Below are 16,355 nucleotides of genomic sequence, written 5' to 3'. Positions count from 1 at the left end.
GCGGGTCACGATTGTCACCCATTTCCACCGTCCGCACGAGACCTAAACCGCCCCCCGGTCAACAAACGCCAGGACGACCACGCGCGGGGCAACGCAGTAAGCGAGGCTGAGCTTGCGGCCGCCTTTGGTCGTCGCTCGGCCTGCGTTGAGGTCCACTTCTATGTCCTCGTAGCCCAGGACCTGCCGATCGAGCGGATAGACCGCCTTGTAGACCGCTTCCTTGGCGCAAAACAGCACGCGACCGGCAAGATGCGGGTCCGCGGCGTCTGTGCGGTCCGAACGGGTTGCAACGAGCGCGAAAATGTCGTCGGGCAAGGGTTGGGCGGGCTCGACATCGATGCCGAGGCCGCCGATGTCGGCAACAGGCGCAACCGCCGCTACGGCCATTTCGTCGTCATGGGCGAGCGAACCGGTTATCCCGCCGGGCCAGACCGGCGTGCCGGATGGCGCGCGCAGGATGGCGAAGTCGTTGACACCAACATCCGCCAGCAGTCCGTGTGCGATCCAGCGGGCCGCTCCGCTTGCGCGCCGCATGGCCGGCTGGCGCGCGGGGATGGAGCGTGCTTCCTCGGGCAGCAGGTGGGCCTCGTCTCCGTCTTGTATGACCCGGCATCCGATCCGGACACTTTTGGGCGCGATGGCGACCATCGCCTGCAGCAGGGATGTTTGCGCAAGCGCGCTTTCAGGGGAGGGCGGCCGCGTCAACGATCATCCGCCGCGAAGGCGAGGTCGGCGATCATTTCTCCATCCTCGTCGAGCCCTTGTTCCACGAAACCGGCGGCACTGTAGAGCTGTCGTGCGGCTTCATTGTGCGGTTCGTAGCAGATTGAAACGTGCCTGATGTGGCCGAGCTTTCCGATTTCGTCCAGCACTTCACGCAACGCAGCCTTGCCGTAGCCTCTGCCCTGCCAGGTGCGGTCGATCATGAAGCGGTAGATCCGCGCCTCGTCGTCATCCTGCGGCGCCTCGTACATCAGGAAGCCGACGACACGATCCCCAGCCATCACGACGCGGGGCCGCGCGTCGCTGTCAGACATGGCTTCGTCCAGGGACTCTGCATTGCTGGCAACGAAATCGATCTGGTCCGGAGCCAGTTGCAGGGACATGACCAAGGCCTGGTTGGCCTTGGTCAGGGAGGCGAGACGAATTTCTGCGGCTTTCAAGCCGATGCCCTGGAGCCATCGTCCGTGACCGGCTCCACGAACCGATGCAGTTTGGCCGGGTTGCCTCGCCAGATGGAGTTGGGCTCCAGCACTTCGCCCTTCATGACGAAGGAGTCGACATCGACCACCGATCCTTCACCCATCACGACGCCGTAATGGACGAATGCGGAAGGTCCAAGCGTGCAGCCCTTGCCGATGCGGATGTAATCGGACTTGAACGCGCCTTCTTCCAGCGAATGGGCCTGGATGACGCAGCCTTCATTGAGCGTGACGTCATCGCCGATTTCGACCAGCGAACGCTCGGTCAGGTTGCTGCCGCCGTCGTAGACCCGCTTGCCGACCTTGACGCCCAGCATGCGCAGGATCATCGGCCGGAATGGCGTGCCGGCAAACAGGCGCACGATCGGCGAATCCGCAAGCTTCCAGTGGCGTTCATGGCGCCAGAAGGCGACGTCGTAGATCGTCGTCATCTGCGGCTTCAGCCTGCGAAAACCAAGGCTTGCCCGCTCGACAAGGATGTAGAACGGAATGGTGATCGCGGACGTCAAGAGCACGGCGACGAAGAGGGCGACCTCCGCCCATTCGGTATAGTAGTTCAGCGCGCGGTCCCAGATCGCCAGTGTGGCGAACAGCATGACCCATTGCGTTGCCACGAACAGCAGGATCGTCACCATGTTGTGGCGGTTCTTGAGCGGTATGCGCCGGCGGCGGTCGTCCTCGTCGACACCGGCGATGAGTTCCTTGTCGCGGTTCACCATGCGCGGGATTTCAAAGGACGGCGAACCGAGCAGGCCGACATTCTCGCGCAGTGGCCCGTCGATGGGGATCATCACCTTGGTGCCGAGCAGGACGTTGTCGCCCGTGCGTCCATCCGGTGGGTAGTAGATGTTGTTGCCGAGATAGTTGCGCTCGCCTATCCGCGTCTGCTCCAGCCGGAATGCGGAGGCGGACTTGTGCATGTTGATCATGAAAAGGCCGTCCGACACCATGGTCTCGGTGCCGATCTCGCACAGGAGCGGGTTTTCGTGCTGCTGGTTGCTGCCGAAGTTGGAACCGGTCTGCACCACCTTGTTGAGGTTCCAGCCGATGGCGCGCATGTAGTGCACGATTGCCGAACTGTCGCCGAACAGGAGGCCGAGCACGCGGGAGTTGCTCGAGAATTCGGCGACCGTCTGTAGCCAGTAACGGAAGCCGTAAAGCGTGTAGGTGCGGCCGGGCTTCAGGATCAGGCTGAACAGGCGCGGCACCAGCGTCGCCGCGAGAAAGGCCACGGCGATGTAGCCAAAAAGTGTGACCGTGGTGCCGATCGCGACAATGCCGATGGTCTCCTGGTAGTCGTCGCCGACGTTCTCCCAATAGCTGTGGAACAGGAGCGGCAGCGGGGTGACGATGGCAAACAGGCCAATCAGCTGGACCGCTTCGAAGAGGAAGCGCCGGATGTTGGAAGGATCGACATTGCGCACCTTGCAATAGTCCGCCGTGGTCGGCACGGCTGGCGATCCATGCCAGCGTTCGCCGTCGGGGATGCTTTGCCCGCGGTGCAGCGAGGACGAATGGCCGAGCTGGGCGCCGTCGCCGATGCTGGTGTCGATGTCGAGCGTCGAGCCCACCCCGACGAAGGCATCGCGGCCGATGGTCAGCGGGCCGGTGTGGATGTAGCCGGACTGGGCCCTGAAGCCGAGGATCATCGATTCCTTGCGCAGGATGGTGTTGGCGCCGATCGAAATGAGGTCCGTGCAGACGGGCACCGATTTCGATTCGATGACGGCGTTCTTGCCGAGTTTGGTGCCGAGAAGCTGTAGATAGAAACTGTAGAGCGGGCTGCCCCGGAACAGCACGACGGGTGCGGTGCGGATCAATGTCTTGACGACCCAGAAGCGGAAGTAGCGCAGGCCCCAGATGGGAAACGCCTCGGCCTTCCAGCGGCCGATGAGGACCCATTTGGCGATGACGGCGAAGCCCGACATCCCGAAGAATACGGCGGCCGAAAGCGCCACGCAGCGCAAATAGAGCTGCAGCGGATTGTCGAGCGCGTCATACATCCAGTTGAGGCCGTCATTGAACGCCCACAGCGCCACATAGCTGTAGAGTCCGTAGAACAGGAGCTGCGCCGCGCCGCAGGTCCAGTAGGCAAAATTCGACGCCTTGCGGGTGAGAACGCGCTCATTGGTGGCCGTCGTCATCCCTTCCGCCACGCTTAGGTGTTTGGCGAGGCGCGCCACGGTCGGATAGAGATAGATGTCGCGCATCGACGTCGTCGCCCATTCCTTCCTGGTGCGCACGCGCGCGCAGAAATGGGCCATGAGCAGCGAATTGGCGCCGAGATCGTCGAAGAAGTTGTCCTCGACGGACACTTCGTCGAATTTCAGCACCGCGGCCAGTGCGTCGGCCAGGAAACGCTCGTCGTCATTGCCGGGCGGCACCATCGCGCGATCGGCCGAAAGCCGAAGGCTTGTCGGTTTCGGCAACTGGCGAAGGTCGACCTTGTTGGAGACCGTCATCGGGATCGCCGGCAGTTCCTCCAGATAGGAGGGCACCATGTAATCCGGCAGGCGTCGCTTCATCACCTGGGCGAGATCGGCGCGGGAGATCGCCGGCAGGCCGGGTTTTGGTGCGTAATAGGCAACGAGTTCGACGCGGCCGGGCTCGATCTCCCAGGTGGTGACGGCAGCCTGCGCGATCTCCGGCTGGTCCAGCAGCACCGCCTCGATCTCGCCGAGTTCGATGCGATAGCCGCGGATCTTCACCTGGGTGTCGATGCGCCCGTTATACTCGATCTCGCCCTTGTCGTTGATGCGGCCAAGGTCGCCCGTCCGGTAGATGCGCTGCGACGGGTTGTTGGGCAGGCCGACGAAATCGGCGATGAATTTCTGGTGCGTCAGATCCGGCCGGTTGAGATAGCCGACCGCAAGCCCGATGCCGGCGATGCCGATCTCACCCAGTTCACCCGGCTCGGCAAGCTGCGGCAGCGAAGCGTCGAGAATGACGATCGAGTAGGTCGGCAACGGCGCGCCGATCGTCACCGGACTGTCGGGCGTCAGCGCGCCCATGGTTGCGGTGACGGTGGCTTCGGTCGGGCCATAGGTGTTGAGAATCTGCCGCCCCGGCTTCGACCAGCGCACCACCAGATTGTGCGGGCAGGCCTCGCCGCCCACCAGCAGCGTGCGCAGGCTGGGCACGTCGCTCGCCATGGACGACAACAGGGTCGGGCTGCAGGCCATGCAGGTGATGTCATGGAGCCGCAGGAAATCCGCCAGTTCCTCGCCGACGAGAGGCATCTGGCCTGGCGCCGGCACGACCGTCGCGCCGGCGACAAACGGCACCCAGATCTCTTCCGAGGAAAAGTCGAAGGCGATGGTCATGCCCTGATAGACACGATCGCCCGGCCGGTATCCGTAGGATGCGGCGGCGACGCGGATGAAGTTGACGAAGCTCTGGTGCTTGATGACCACGCCCTTGGGTTTGCCGGTGGTGCCCGAGGTGTAGAGGATGTAGCAGGTGTCGTCCGATACAGCGGTCCTCGCATCCGGCTTCAGCGGCGCGCTGGACTGTTTGGAGATCTCGGTGGCGGCGCTGTCGATCAGCAGGTGGGGAACGGGCAGTTGATCGGCTCGCGACGCGTAGGCGGCGATGGTGACGATCAGGCTGACGCTGGCGTCTTCGATGATGAGCGTCATCCGCTCCTGGGGAAACGCGGTGGCCAGCGGCACGAAGGCCGCGCCTGCCTTCATCACCGCCAGCACGGCAACATAGGTCTCCGCCGACCGGTCGAGAATGAGCCCAACCCGGTCACCCCTTCGCACGCCTCGCTTGACCAGCAGGCGGGCGAACTGGTTGGCACGGTTGTCCAGCTCCTGATACGTCCACACACGCCCGTCGGAGATCACCGCCGGCAACGCGGCAAATGTCTCGGCGAGCTCTTCGAAGACGGTATCGAGCCGCTCACCGGGTTGCCCCTGCCGGGCAAAGTCGGCGCCCGTCAGGACCTGGCTGCGCGCGCCCCTTCCGGAGCCGTGAGCGGCCTCCACGAGCGTATCGACGATTGCCAGGCCAGTTTCCGGTTGGCTGTCCGGTCTTGCCGCGTCCAGTTCGGCGATATCGAAACCTTGGTCCATGTCCATTCTTTCCCGTCTTGGCCGAGCAACGGCTACCGCAGCCGTTTCCGGCCGCCGCGGGAGGTTATGCCATGCGATCTTTTCGCCAGTTTTTCCGAACTGTTGAATATTGTTTCTGGATTGTGTCTGGGCGCTCTTCGTACCCTCCGCCTCAGGGCTCCGAACTCAGGTCAACAGGCCTGTCGACGGCCACTCCGGCGGTGTCGGCAGCTTTTGTTCCGGCGGCTTTTCGATAGGAATTTATTCTTGACGTGGTGAGGGCAACTATGCTACACATTTGTCCATGGTGCTGATTTGCGCCAATGACCCGCCGCGCAGGCGGGTTTTTGCGTTTGATGCTTCGTCAACCAACGCGCTGGCGCCTGAAGGAACCCGTTAACTTGGATTTGTTGCGCTGCTGTCCCTTATTGGTCCTTGGGGGGAGGGTGAAGCCTCCGCCGTCGATCTCCACGGCGCCCCCTTCGCGAAGCGGCCGAGAAGCACGAGCGCCAGGTGCAGTATTTCAGCGGCGTTGAGGGGAGGGGCTGCCGAACCTTGCGGCGCCGGGAAGGAGTTCGAAAACAATCGAACGCAACCTGAAGCCAAATTGAGACATAACTGAAACACATAGGCGCGACAGGCGACATGCATGCGAAACACCCCGGGCGCATGGTCGAGGCTCACCCCAGACCAGAACCAGAGGAGCGCGCCGATGACACCCGACCAGATTCGACTTGTCCAGGATAGTTTTCGTGAGGTCGTCCCGATCCGTGCGGCTGCCGCCGCCTTGTTCTATGAACGCCTGTTCGCGATCGACGGGACTCTTCGGGCGCTGTTTCCGGTGAGAGACATGACCAAGCAAGGCGCCAAGCTGATGGCGAGCCTGGGCTTCGTCGTGCATGGACTGGATCGTGCCGAAACCATTCTGCCCACCGTGCGCGAACTCGCCAAGCGTCACGTCACCTACGGTGTTGAAGAGCATCATTACCCGATCGTCGGGCAAGCGCTGATCGAGACGCTGGCGGCCGGCCTCGGCCCCGCTTTTACACCGGCGGTGCGGGAGGCCTGGGAGGCAGCCTACGGCTTGCTCGCGAGTGTCATGATCGCGGCCGCCCGTGAGGTCCAACTCGCGGCGTGAGGGCTGGCGCGCACGATCTGACGACGCCCGGAATTGTCATGCGTGCACGGCGGCGAGAAGCATGAGCGCGAGTTGCAGTATTTCAAGCGGCATTGAGGGGTCCAACTGTTCGCCGGGCAAGCCGCAGGCCTGGCGGCGACGCTCTACTGCGGCGTCCCTGCACTCTGCCAAAGCCAGATTGCGAGCGAGCCGGATCGCCCACGGATCTGTGTTTCCACGGGTCCTTTCAGGGTACCGGATTTGAACAACGCGCAGTCGCTTCCGGCGGCATCGAGCATTTTGTTGCTTACCGCGACTTCGGCATCCTGGTCGGCTGCGATCTCCATCAGGCGGCTGGCAACGTTGACCGTGTCGCCTATGGCCGCGATGTGCTGACGGCCTTCGCCGCCGAGCCGAGAGGCTACGATCGTTCCGTGGTGGGCGCCAATCTTGAAGCCGAGCCGGGATGCGGTCGATGCAGGCAACGACGCCAGCCAATCGTTGGTGCGGCTGGAGAGCCCCACACAGCAGCGGGCGGCATTGGAGGCGTCATTTGCCGCCGGTTCCGGCAGGCCGAACAGGATCATGGCTCCGTCGCCCATGAAACTGGTGACGACGCCGCCGCAATTCGTCACTTCTTCGCCGACCAACGCATGAAAACTGTTCAGGAGTTCGCGTGTGGCGATCGGTCCCAATGTTTCACTCAATCCGGTGAAGCCGGACAGGTCGATGAACAGGATGGCGGCGTCTGTCCGGACGGGCTCCGAGAGGAAGTCGCCATGCTTGGCCAGCCACTCGCCCATGCCTGGGGCTTCGACGCGTTGAAGCAATTGGCTCTGCGTTGCGAAAAATTGCGCCCGGCTCCTGCCCAGCCAAAGCTGCGTGGCACCGAACAGGATGGCCGGCGGAATGGCGGCGGTCATCGGCAACGCGGCGCTCAGCCAGATGTGGTGCAAGAAGGCGGTCATGTTGACCACCAGCCAGATCAGGACCACGCCGGCGACCGCCGCGAGGCCGCCGGCGTTTCGCCGCCATGCCAACAGCCCGACAAGGACCATTGGCAGCACCACCGCAAAGCCGGCATCGGCAAGCCGGACATACTGGTCCCGCACAACTGCGTCGCCGGCCATCAGATGGGCAATCGCCGTCGACATGACTTCGACGCCCGGGAGGATGGGATCGAACGGTGTCGGGTAAACATCGCCGGTGCCGGTTGCAGTGGCTCCGATCACCACGATTCGATCCAGGATAGTGCGGGGATCGAGTTGGCCATCCAGCACGGTCGCCGCGCTGATCGTGCGGATCGTGCCGCGCGGGCCATAGAAGGTCAGAGGCAGGATGTGACCAATGTCGGTCCGGATTGAGCGTCCGCCCAGCGATAGATGATCGGCTGCGATTTCTGGATCCCCTCCTGCTGCCATGGCGGCAACACGCAAGGGGAAAGACGTTTCCAGCCGATCTCCGGCCCGAAACAGCAACGGCACGAAGCGGGGCGTTCCCGTCTTGTCGGTGGCCACGTTGACGACGCCGACAGCTGCGGCATCCGAGAATGCTTTCAGCGGCCACAGAAACCGCTCGGCATTCGGTACGCCGGCGATGGGTCCGTCGCCCTTGGCCACCGTCCATTGTTCGCCTCCGGGATAGACCGCCGCGGCAGCGATGACGCTCGCACTCCCGCTCAGTGAACGCGCGAGCGCCTCATCGTTGTCTTTTTCCCCGGGATCGACCAGCAGCAGGTCGAGCGCAATGGCTTTCGGTCCGAGGCGCGCGATCGTATCGACAAGCCGGGCAAGCGTGGCGCGGCTGAGGGGATAGGCACCCTCGCGCCGCACCGCTTCGTCGTCTATCGCGACGATGGTGATCAGCTCCGGCGGCTTTGCCGTTCCTCGAACGAGCGTTCGAAGATCGGTCATCGTTGCTTCGACGCGATCGAGAAACCACAAATTGCCGCGCCAGTGCGCGAAGCCCAGGCCGGCGCCCCAAAGACCCGCCAGGATGAGCGCGATCAGCGTCGGAAGCGTTCGCCGGCTCACCGCGGCTCACTGGCCGAAACGGGCCAGCAAGGCGGAAACGCGCTTGGCGGGCCAGCGCTTGACGGTCAGCGGTCCTGTTCCGGCCGTGACGTCGACGCCATCGCCCGGCGCCAGCACCACGCCGGCTCTCGACGCGGGCCGGTTCACGGCGACGCGGCCCCTGAGGACGAAGACAGACGTCTTGCCCCCGCCGACGTCGACCGCCCATTTGGTGCCTCGCGCCGCGGCGATCGCCTGCGGGGTGACAACCGCGAAGCCAGCCGGGATCGAGCCGGCTGGAGCATCGAGCAGCAGCGCCTTGCGCCGCAACCTGACCGTATCGACCTTGCCGTTTCGATCGCGGTCCGCCAACGTGAACCGAGCCCCACCTTCGACAATGATGGTAAGGCCTTCCTGACACCTCAGGATCTGTCGGGACGTGCCGCCCTCCGGCGCGAACGCACACCCCGCGCCCTGCGCCAGGGCGGCATCCACCCAGAAGACACCGACAAACAGGCCAGCCACCAGGCTACGGAAAAATCGGTCCCTTGCGCTCATCGACGTCCCCCTTGCTCTTGCAAAAACCTCCGGCAACAAAATCTGGCGCCGCCAGCCTGACGGCACGCGTGCGAACCGGCACTTGCAGCCGTGTTGAGCTAAGACAGCAGAATGCCGACCGGCGATCCTAGCACGACAAACCTGCTCCGACACCAAGCAAGACCCCGGGTGGCGATGCGAATGTCGATCAGGCGGCGACGTTTGCCGCCAACGACACGGTCGAGGTGCTGGAGGGACCGGCAATGACGGAGCGCCCCACGCAAGAAGGGCGGAAAAACCCGGCAAGCGGGAGGGGCCTTTCGACACTCGTGAGGCGGTCGAGAAGCACGAGCGTAGGGTGCAGGCGTGAATTGACGTTCGTCGCGGCGAGCGGCGAGTCAAATTTCACTGACCATTATTTTGTTGAAGTCGGTGCCGATCGGAGAGCGTCTACAGTCTTGGGTTCGGACCAAAAGTGGACAGACCGTTGACGGCGGACTGAAGCAACGCAGCATTTTCCACTTTGAGGCGAAATAATTCTCAACTATGGTCCGCCAAGCTCAAGGCAGTGGGGATTGCCGATGGTTTTATCACGCAGGGGGGTCGTGCTCGGCGGCCTGGCGCTGGTCGGGGTCGGTGCAACCGGCAATATTGTTCAAGCCGCGACGGCAAAATCCTTTTTCGCCGGTACCGCCATTGACAACAATTTTGTCTATCGCAAGACCAACTTCGCCAAGATCGACAAGAGATGGCATCGCCAGATCGTCAAGTATTTCAGCAGCGAGCCGGTCGGCACCGTCGTGGTCGATACCCGCCACCACTTCCTCTACCTCATCATGGAAAACAAGACCGCCATCCGCTACGGCGTCGGCGTCGGCAAGGAGGGCTTCAAATGGTACGGCCGCGCGACGATCGACCGCCGCGCGCTGTGGCCGCAATGGGTCCCGCCCCCCGAAATGCGTAAGCGCAGGCCGGAGCTACCGCCCATGATCGCAGGCGGCGCGTCCAACAATCCGCTCGGGCCGCGCGCGCTCTATCTGTACCGCGACGGCGCTGACATCGGCTACCGCCTGCATGGCACGCTGGAGCCATGGAGCATCGGCACCGACGCTTCCAGCGGCTGCATCCGCATGTTCCCGGAAGACATCATCGACCTCTACCAGCGATGCCCGATCGGCACCGCGGTGGAGGTCCTGCCGCACATCGCCGACCAGGCGCCCGCTTCCACCACTGTCGAATGATTGGCGCCTCATGAGCCGCATGATTGAAAACACGCGCCGGCTGCTCGCCGCCAGCCTGCTGGTGCTGGCCGCATCCTGCTCGACCAGCAACACGCTGGCCCCTCCCACGCCCGACGTCACCAACGCCGAGGTTGCCGGCTTCCAGAACGTGCAGCCGGGCAGCGAGGAGGATTTTATCCTCAATGTCGGCCGCCGCATCTATTTCACGCAAGGTTCGGCCGCGCTCGATTCTGTCGCCAAGGCCACCCTCGACACCCAGATCGCCTGGTTGGCAAAGAATCCGCGCTGGCTGCTCAAGCTGCAGGGTTTCGCCGACGATCCTGGCGCGAGCGAAACAGCGCTGTCGCAGAAGCGCGCCGATGCGGCGATGGACTATCTCGCCGCCGGCGGCATAGACCGCAACCGCATGTGGGCCAAGGGCTACGGCAAGGACAGGCTCGTCCGCGACTGCCCCAACTCCGCCTGCAGGTCGCAGAACCGCCGCGTTGTGTCTAATTTGCGCGATGAGAGGGACGAGTCGTAGGGGCTGCTGTTTTGCTTGTCACCAAATCAGAGTCTTACAACGCGACGACGGCATGGCTGCTTTGCGCCTCATGTCGGCCGAAGAGACTGGCTTGACCGCTGTCACCGGCGCCACACCGGAGCGGGAATCTACCCGTCTCTGCACTCCTACCTGTATCATCCGCCGCCGCCCGCTTTGGATTCCGGCATGACTTGCAGCAACGGCTGCGGCGACACTGCGATCTCTCCCGTGAAGGGCCGATCGTGGGCGAGAATCAAGAGAACGGATGCCGCCACGCCCGTCGCAAAACTTCCAAGAGCGATCGCCGATGCCATTCGGTTATCGCTGTGAACGATCGCGATCGCGAGAAGAGCACAGAAGGCTTGCAGGATCAGGCAGGCCCACTTCGTGGGGTTGACTTGCGCGGAGCTGACGAGAACCCGTTGGCGACGCGCCTCGAAGGCGTCTTCAAGCCACCTCGTCATCTCGCGCTGCGCGATCTCCTGGCCGGGATTGCTTGGCGTCAAAGCCAGCGTCGTCCGCAGCGCCTCGTTAAGCGCAGGCGGGATTATAGTGACGGTCGCCGCGCCCTCGGCCATCAGTGGCCACTCCTGGCTCGTCGTTTGCTCGATATAGCTGTGCACCAGCGTCCGTAAGCGCGCCTCGGGCTCGCCGGGAAAGCTGCTCGCCAGAAGCACGACCGACCGCAATGCACTGGCCTCGCGATTGACTGCCGCATTGGCGTGATCGTTGTCGCTCCAGACCTGAGCCGCGGTGAACGCCACAAACAGGCCAAAGATGATACCGAGCGGCGGCAACATGCCAGGCGAAAGCGCCTTGAATGACCGCGCCGTGGAGCCCACAGACAGAGCGGCGATGCCTTGGTGCAAGATGAACGCGACGATATAGGTGGCCCCGAACACGACGAGAGCCATCCAAGCGAGTGGAAGAGTATGCAACCAGCCACTCATAGCAGCGCCTGCCCTCCTGAGAATTCGTCGTCAGGCGTTTGTAAGGCCGTCGTTCCACTCGTGGCAATGCCACAGTGTTCCATCCTGTCAACAAACTCTATGCACGGGGGCAATCGGCTGCCCACGCCGATCGAAAGACCTGCTTCATAATCGCGTCGGAGGGGTGCTTTCGAGGGGAGGATTCCCAATTGCCCGCCAATCGATCCCGCCTGGACTCCTATTGCAGGTCAGGTTGGTGTTTTGCGCTTGGGGCGGGCTGCTTCACAATCTGCTGCCGTCAGCCTGTGCTTGCCAACCGGCACTTGCAGCCGCGTTGCGCAGAGGGGTGCCGCCCGGCGATGATTGCACGACAACCTGCTCCGACACCAAGCAAGGCCCCGGCCGCGATGCGAATGTCGATCAGGCGCCGACGTTTGCCGCCGATGACACGGGTCGGGGGCTGGAGGGGCGGGCAGCTGACGGACTGGCTCGGCGTAGAAGCCTGCACCACGGCGACCTTGTGCGGCATGCCGCACCCAGTGCAATATTTCAAGAGGCGGTGAGGGGTTGAGTTGTTCGTAATTACCTTAGTCTGGCGGCCGCGATGGCGATACTACACGTTAGACTATTGCAACCACCCTGAAAGACCCGTTGTACATTCAGCGGAGACGTTCATTCTCAGTGCGACAAATGACAGCTTAGCGCCGATCTCGGTCATTGAGGGCGCGCATGCCGTTTCCTGAAAGCCGACGTTCCGAGCGGCCAGGCAGGCGGTCGCGGTTGCGCCAGAGAACGAACCGGACAAAGGGCCCTTATCCTTTGCGGTGTAGTTGCTTCCGATCGGTCGCCTTGGCTGTGCCGCGAAATACCTGTACGCAGAAATCAGAACCGAATAGACCATTCGGAAGCTGGACGGACGCGAAATGGCGCGAATCAAGATTGTCCATACGACCGAGTACACCTACCGCAATCCGGTCGGCCTTTTGCGTCACCGGCTGATGGTGCGGCCCGACGACAGTCACGACTTGAGACTGCATCACGCCGATCTCAAGATGGAGCCGGAGCCAGCCTCCATCTACTGGAAGCACGACACATTCGACAATTCCATCTGTTTCGTCGAATGGCCCGAAACGCTCAGGACCAAGCGCCTAAGCATCATCTCGACGCTGGATCTGACGCATCATCCCGAAGGCCCGCTACTCCCGCAGTACAGCCTTGAGACCGCGGCTGAAAAGTTCCCGCTCTCTTACACCCAAAGCGAAACTGCTGATCTTGGGCGTCTGACCGGACTGCAAATGCCGGACACGGACCGCAAGGTTGAGGCCTGGGCGCGTCGCGCGGTCGCCGAGGCCGGCAGCACGAACACGTTGAAGGTATTGGAGGCGATGACTCGCGCCATCCAGCAGCAGTTCCGCTACGGCGCCCGCCGCGAGGAAGGCACGCAGACAGCCGTGCAGACAATCGAGCTCGGCACCGGTACCTGCCGCGACTTCGCTGTCCTGATGATGGAAGCGCTGCGAAGCTTCGGCTTGGCCACCCGCTTCGTCACCGGGTACCTCTACGATGACACCTCCGGCACGACCCGCGGAGGCGGTAGTACGCACGCCTGGTGCGGTGTCTATCTTCCGGGCGCCGGCTGGGTCGAGTACGACCCGACCAACGGGCTGGTCGCAGGCGCCAACCTGATCCGCGTGGGGGTGACCCGCGAAGCTTCGCAGGCCCTTCCAATCTCGGGAGGCTTTGTCGGCAGCGCGGGAGATCCGACTGGCCTGCATGTTGACGTATCAGTCTCCGCAGTTCCAATACGGTAAGGCATCTGTGATTGTAGGTAGTCTTCTCTTGGTGCGGTGTATACGCAGCGTGGCTCGGTGTCATATTTGACTTCAGCCAAAACAGATGAGGGAAGACTGGCCAGGCGAGGGGCCCGAAAGATCACAATTCTCATGATCGCAGGTCCCTGCAAGGGCGGGGCTGGGCATCTTCGCGCCACCGTTGGATGCGGCCGGCAACAGCGTCATGGGGCAGGTCATGGCTTCCAGTCCAAGCCCGAAGCGTGAGGAACGCCGCGAGCGCCTCAAATGGGCCAGCTTATGGAAGACTTCTGCGACCCTGCTGGTGGGGATCCTGACTCTCGGATAGCTTTCCACCGAAGGAATGCCTTCCATTCCGCGGCCTACCGCCAGAACGAGTCACGATGCCTTCAATTGAGGTAGTCGCCTGCGCAGGTTGGTTGCCGTTGAACAGGGACGCAAGATGAATGCAGAACTCGCGCTTGTCCTCGCCCTACTGGTCTCCGCGATTGTCATGTTCGCGGTCAATAGGCCAAGGCTGGACGCCGTCGCGCTTATCATGCTGGTGGCGCTACCTTTTACCGGCGTGCTGTCGATCGGAGAGGCGCTGGCGGGCTTCAGCGATCCGAATATCGTCCTCATCGCGGCTCTCTTTATCATCGGCGACGGATTGGTGCGGACAGGTGTCGCCCAGCGGCTCGGCGACTGGCTCATTGCAAGAGCGGGATCAAGCGAAGTCCGGCTGACCGTGCTCCTCATGCTGGTCGTCTGCTCGCTGGGCGCCACAATGAGTTCGACGGCGGTAACCGCGATTTTCATTCCCGTCGTACTGCGTATTTCGCAAAGCACCGGCATAGGCCCGGGACGGCTGATGATGCCACTCAGCTTCGCTGCCCTCATCAGCGGCATGATGACACTCGTGGCCACCGCGCCCAACCTTGTCGTCAACAGTGAGCTCGAGCGGCACGGTGTGCCAGGGTTTGGCTTCTTCAGCTTCACACCGTTTGGCCTTCCGGTTCTTGGTCTTGCGATCGTATACATGATCTTTGCCCGACGCTGGCTGCCTGTCGAAAACGAGCAGAAGACGCCCCAACAGGCGACCTTCGGGACGTGGGTGGAGGAATACAAGCTTGCTCATCGAGAGCGACGAGTGAAAATTTCCGACCGTTCTCCCTTGGTCGGACAGAATTTGGAGCTGTTGGACTTGCGAAGCACGTCTGGTGCCAACATTCTGGCGATCGAGCGCAGTCATAAGTTCCGAAAGGAAATTCTCAGGCCTACCGTCAAGACAGAGTTGCAGGCTGGCGACATTCTCCTGATCGACCTAACGGCTCCCGGCAGTAAATTCAAGGAGCTCCAGGCGCGGATGGTCCTGGAGGATTTGCCATTGAGCGGCGGCTATTTTGCGGATCGATCGCAAGAGCTCGGCATGGCTGAGGCCATCGTGCCGCCGACGTCGGAACTCATCGGCAAGACGGTGGTGGAGTCCAAGCTGCGGACGCACTTCGGGGTAACGGCTGTCGGCCTGAACCGCGGCGACGGCCCGCATACGGACAATCTCCTGGCCGAGAGGCTCAATACCGGTGATATGTTGCTGGTGATCGGACCCTGGAAGGAAATCGAGCGGTATCGGACCGACACGAAAGATCTCCTCGTCATCAAACTGCCCGTCGAGATCGAGGAACGGCTTCCAGTCCCAGGAAAGTCATTGCACGCGGTGATTTGTCTCCTTTTCGTCATCGGCCTGATGGTCAGTGGCATCGTGCCGAATGTGCAAGCGGCCCTCATCGGCTGCCTTCTCATGGGTATGCTCGGCTGCGTCGACTTCGCGAGCGCCTATCGATCAATCGACTGGAAAACGATCATCCTGATCGTCGGCATGTTGCCGTTTTCTGTCGCTTTGGAGCGAACTGGCGGCGTCGACCTGGCGGCGGAAGGCCTGAAGAATCTCACCGCCGGGGCCGGAAACAGCATTGTCCTTGCAATGCTCTTCGCCATCACGGCTGCTCTGGGTATGTTCATCTCAAACACGGCAACCGCGGTGCTGATGGCTCCAGTCGCCCTTGCTGTGGCCCATGAATTGGGTGTGTCCCCCTATCCATTCGCCATGACCGTCGCGCTGGCGGCTTCGACAGCCTTCATGACGCCTGTTTCCTCGCCCGTGAACACGCTGGTGGTTGCGCCGGGGCGCTACTCGTTTGGGGACTTTGTCCGCATCGGCGTTCCCTTCTCCGTCATCGTCCTGATCGTGAGCGTGATCCTGGTTCCGTTGCTCTTGCCCTTTTGAGGTCACGCCAGGCACGATCCGCGTGAACGCGGTCCGGAAGCTGGCGGTCATCATGCATGCCATGCTGAAATCGAGTGAACTGTTCAGTCGGACGACCTACAGCATAAGTTTTTACCGTCGATTGCGCCGAGACGTCCCTGCCGGGACGTGAGCTGGCCATTCCGAGAACAGGCGTTGCACCGTCAAGCCATCTTGACGCGTGCGCTTCGTACAGTGGAAGGGCCGTTCCGTGGAGACTCATCATGCAGCGACATCATATCGACTGCGAAGACGACCATGCTCCCGGCATACGACACTTCGTGCGGCAAAAAGGGCTTGCATTATCGGCTGCGATTAGACGACGCCGGACGGCACCCGAAACCCTTCAGCATGTCGGTCGTAGAGATCAGCTTCGCCGCGTTCTGAAAGCAGATGATGTGGATGGCTCCCGCTCCCGGCATCTGAGTGCCAAAGTGTGGATGCTGTCAAAGCGACCACGAGCCAAGGGAGCCACCCGTCATGGATATTATCACGATCGGCCTGGATTTGGCCAAAAGCGTTTTTCAGGTTCACTGTATTGATGCGGTGGGCGATGTTGTCGTCCGCAAGCCGCTGCGCCGCCGGCAGGTACTGCCCTTCTTCGCGAAGCTGTCGCCCTGTCTGATCGGCATGGACGGCATGGA

11 protein-coding genes and 1 pseudogene are annotated in these 16,355 nt (G+C 62.4%); 6 read left to right on the top strand and 6 right to left on the bottom strand.

Annotation, left to right across the window (positions count from 1 at the left end):
• Positions 1 to 42: 42 nt before the first annotated feature.
• Genes AC1D2G_RS13930 through AC1D2G_RS13920 form a run of 3 tightly spaced genes read right to left on the bottom strand, consistent with a single transcriptional unit; the run spans position 43 to position 5,278 of the window.
• Positions 43 to 705, bottom strand: a complete 663-nt coding sequence (locus AC1D2G_RS13930; protein WP_477414612.1) for a 4'-phosphopantetheinyl transferase family protein — start codon at positions 703 to 705, stop codon at positions 43 to 45.
• Positions 702 to 1,163, bottom strand: coding sequence for a GNAT family N-acetyltransferase (locus AC1D2G_RS13925; protein ID WP_477414610.1), 462 nt, complete (start codon positions 1,161 to 1,163; stop codon positions 702 to 704). Before AC1D2G_RS13925 ends, AC1D2G_RS13930 begins: the two co-directional genes overlap by 4 nt.
• Positions 1,160 to 5,278, bottom strand: a complete 4,119-nt coding sequence (locus AC1D2G_RS13920; protein WP_477414608.1) for a Pls/PosA family non-ribosomal peptide synthetase — start codon at positions 5,276 to 5,278, stop codon at positions 1,160 to 1,162. The genes AC1D2G_RS13925 and AC1D2G_RS13920 overlap by 4 nt, the downstream gene beginning before the upstream one ends.
• A gap of 691 nt (positions 5,279 to 5,969) precedes the next feature.
• Here AC1D2G_RS13920 and AC1D2G_RS13915 point away from each other — a divergent pair.
• Positions 5,970 to 6,395: a globin family protein gene (locus tag AC1D2G_RS13915; protein ID WP_477414606.1), complete on the top strand. Its 426-nt coding sequence runs from the start codon at positions 5,970 to 5,972 to the stop codon at positions 6,393 to 6,395.
• A 143-nt stretch (positions 6,396 to 6,538) separates the two neighbouring features.
• On the opposite strand, the gene AC1D2G_RS13910 is transcribed toward AC1D2G_RS13915, so the two are convergent.
• Together AC1D2G_RS13910 and AC1D2G_RS13905 are read right to left on the bottom strand one after the other, a co-directional pair.
• Positions 6,539 to 8,407, bottom strand: coding sequence for a CHASE2 domain-containing protein (locus AC1D2G_RS13910; protein ID WP_477414604.1), 1,869 nt, complete (start codon positions 8,405 to 8,407; stop codon positions 6,539 to 6,541).
• 6 nt (positions 8,408 to 8,413) lie between these two features.
• Entirely contained in the window at positions 8,414 to 8,944 is a 531-nt protein-coding gene (locus AC1D2G_RS13905) for a FecR domain-containing protein (RefSeq protein WP_477414602.1), read from the bottom strand.
• Between the two features lie 560 nt (positions 8,945 to 9,504).
• Here AC1D2G_RS13905 and AC1D2G_RS13900 point away from each other — a divergent pair.
• The gene (locus tag AC1D2G_RS13900) at positions 9,505 to 10,164 is read left to right on the top strand and encodes a L,D-transpeptidase (RefSeq protein ID WP_477414600.1); all 660 of its coding nucleotides are present in this window, start codon (positions 9,505 to 9,507) and stop codon (positions 10,162 to 10,164) included.
• A gap of 10 nt (positions 10,165 to 10,174) precedes the next feature.
• Complete coding sequence (locus AC1D2G_RS13895) at positions 10,175 to 10,687, top strand: OmpA family protein (protein WP_477414598.1); 513 nt, start codon at positions 10,175 to 10,177, stop codon at positions 10,685 to 10,687.
• Positions 10,688 to 10,842: 155 nt separating this feature from the next.
• Here AC1D2G_RS13895 and AC1D2G_RS13890 read toward each other — a convergent pair whose 3' ends face one another.
• A complete protein-coding gene (locus AC1D2G_RS13890; RefSeq protein ID WP_477414596.1) occupies positions 10,843 to 11,589 on the bottom strand; it encodes a bestrophin-like domain in 747 nt (248 codons plus the stop codon).
• A gap of 950 nt (positions 11,590 to 12,539) precedes the next feature.
• Here AC1D2G_RS13890 and AC1D2G_RS13885 point away from each other — a divergent pair.
• From AC1D2G_RS13885 to AC1D2G_RS13875, 3 genes and pseudogenes are all read left to right on the top strand, one after another.
• Complete coding sequence (locus AC1D2G_RS13885; protein ID WP_477414594.1) at positions 12,540 to 13,427, top strand: transglutaminase family protein; 888 nt, start codon at positions 12,540 to 12,542, stop codon at positions 13,425 to 13,427.
• A gap of 442 nt (positions 13,428 to 13,869) precedes the next feature.
• The gene (locus AC1D2G_RS13880) at positions 13,870 to 15,693 is read left to right on the top strand and encodes an SLC13 family permease (RefSeq protein ID WP_477414592.1); all 1,824 of its coding nucleotides are present in this window, start codon (positions 13,870 to 13,872) and stop codon (positions 15,691 to 15,693) included.
• Positions 15,694 to 16,191: 498 nt separating this feature from the next.
• A pseudogene (locus tag AC1D2G_RS13875) lies at positions 16,192 to 16,355 on the top strand (IS110 family transposase); the annotation flags it as partial.

The sequence above is a fragment of the Mesorhizobium sp. P2_C7 genome (assembly GCF_056404515.1).
The sequence above is the reverse complement of the archived record's forward strand: the minus strand, read 5'-3'. Positions and strand labels throughout refer to the sequence as shown.

Coding starts and splice junctions, on each gene's coding strand:
- AC1D2G_RS13885 (WP_477414594.1), top strand. CDS start 12,540: ATGGCGCGAATCAAGATTGTCCATACGACCGAGTACACCTACCGCAAT.
- AC1D2G_RS13905 (WP_477414602.1), bottom strand. CDS start 8,944: ATGAGCGCAAGGGACCGATTTTTCCGTAGCCTGGTGGCTGGCCTGTTT.
- AC1D2G_RS13895 (WP_477414598.1), top strand. CDS start 10,175: ATGAGCCGCATGATTGAAAACACGCGCCGGCTGCTCGCCGCCAGCCTG.
- AC1D2G_RS13900 (WP_477414600.1), top strand. CDS start 9,505: ATGGTTTTATCACGCAGGGGGGTCGTGCTCGGCGGCCTGGCGCTGGTC.
- AC1D2G_RS13920 (WP_477414608.1), bottom strand. CDS start 5,278: ATGGACCAAGGTTTCGATATCGCCGAACTGGACGCGGCAAGACCGGAC.
- AC1D2G_RS13915 (WP_477414606.1), top strand. CDS start 5,970: ATGACACCCGACCAGATTCGACTTGTCCAGGATAGTTTTCGTGAGGTC.
- AC1D2G_RS13880 (WP_477414592.1), top strand. CDS start 13,870: ATGAATGCAGAACTCGCGCTTGTCCTCGCCCTACTGGTCTCCGCGATT.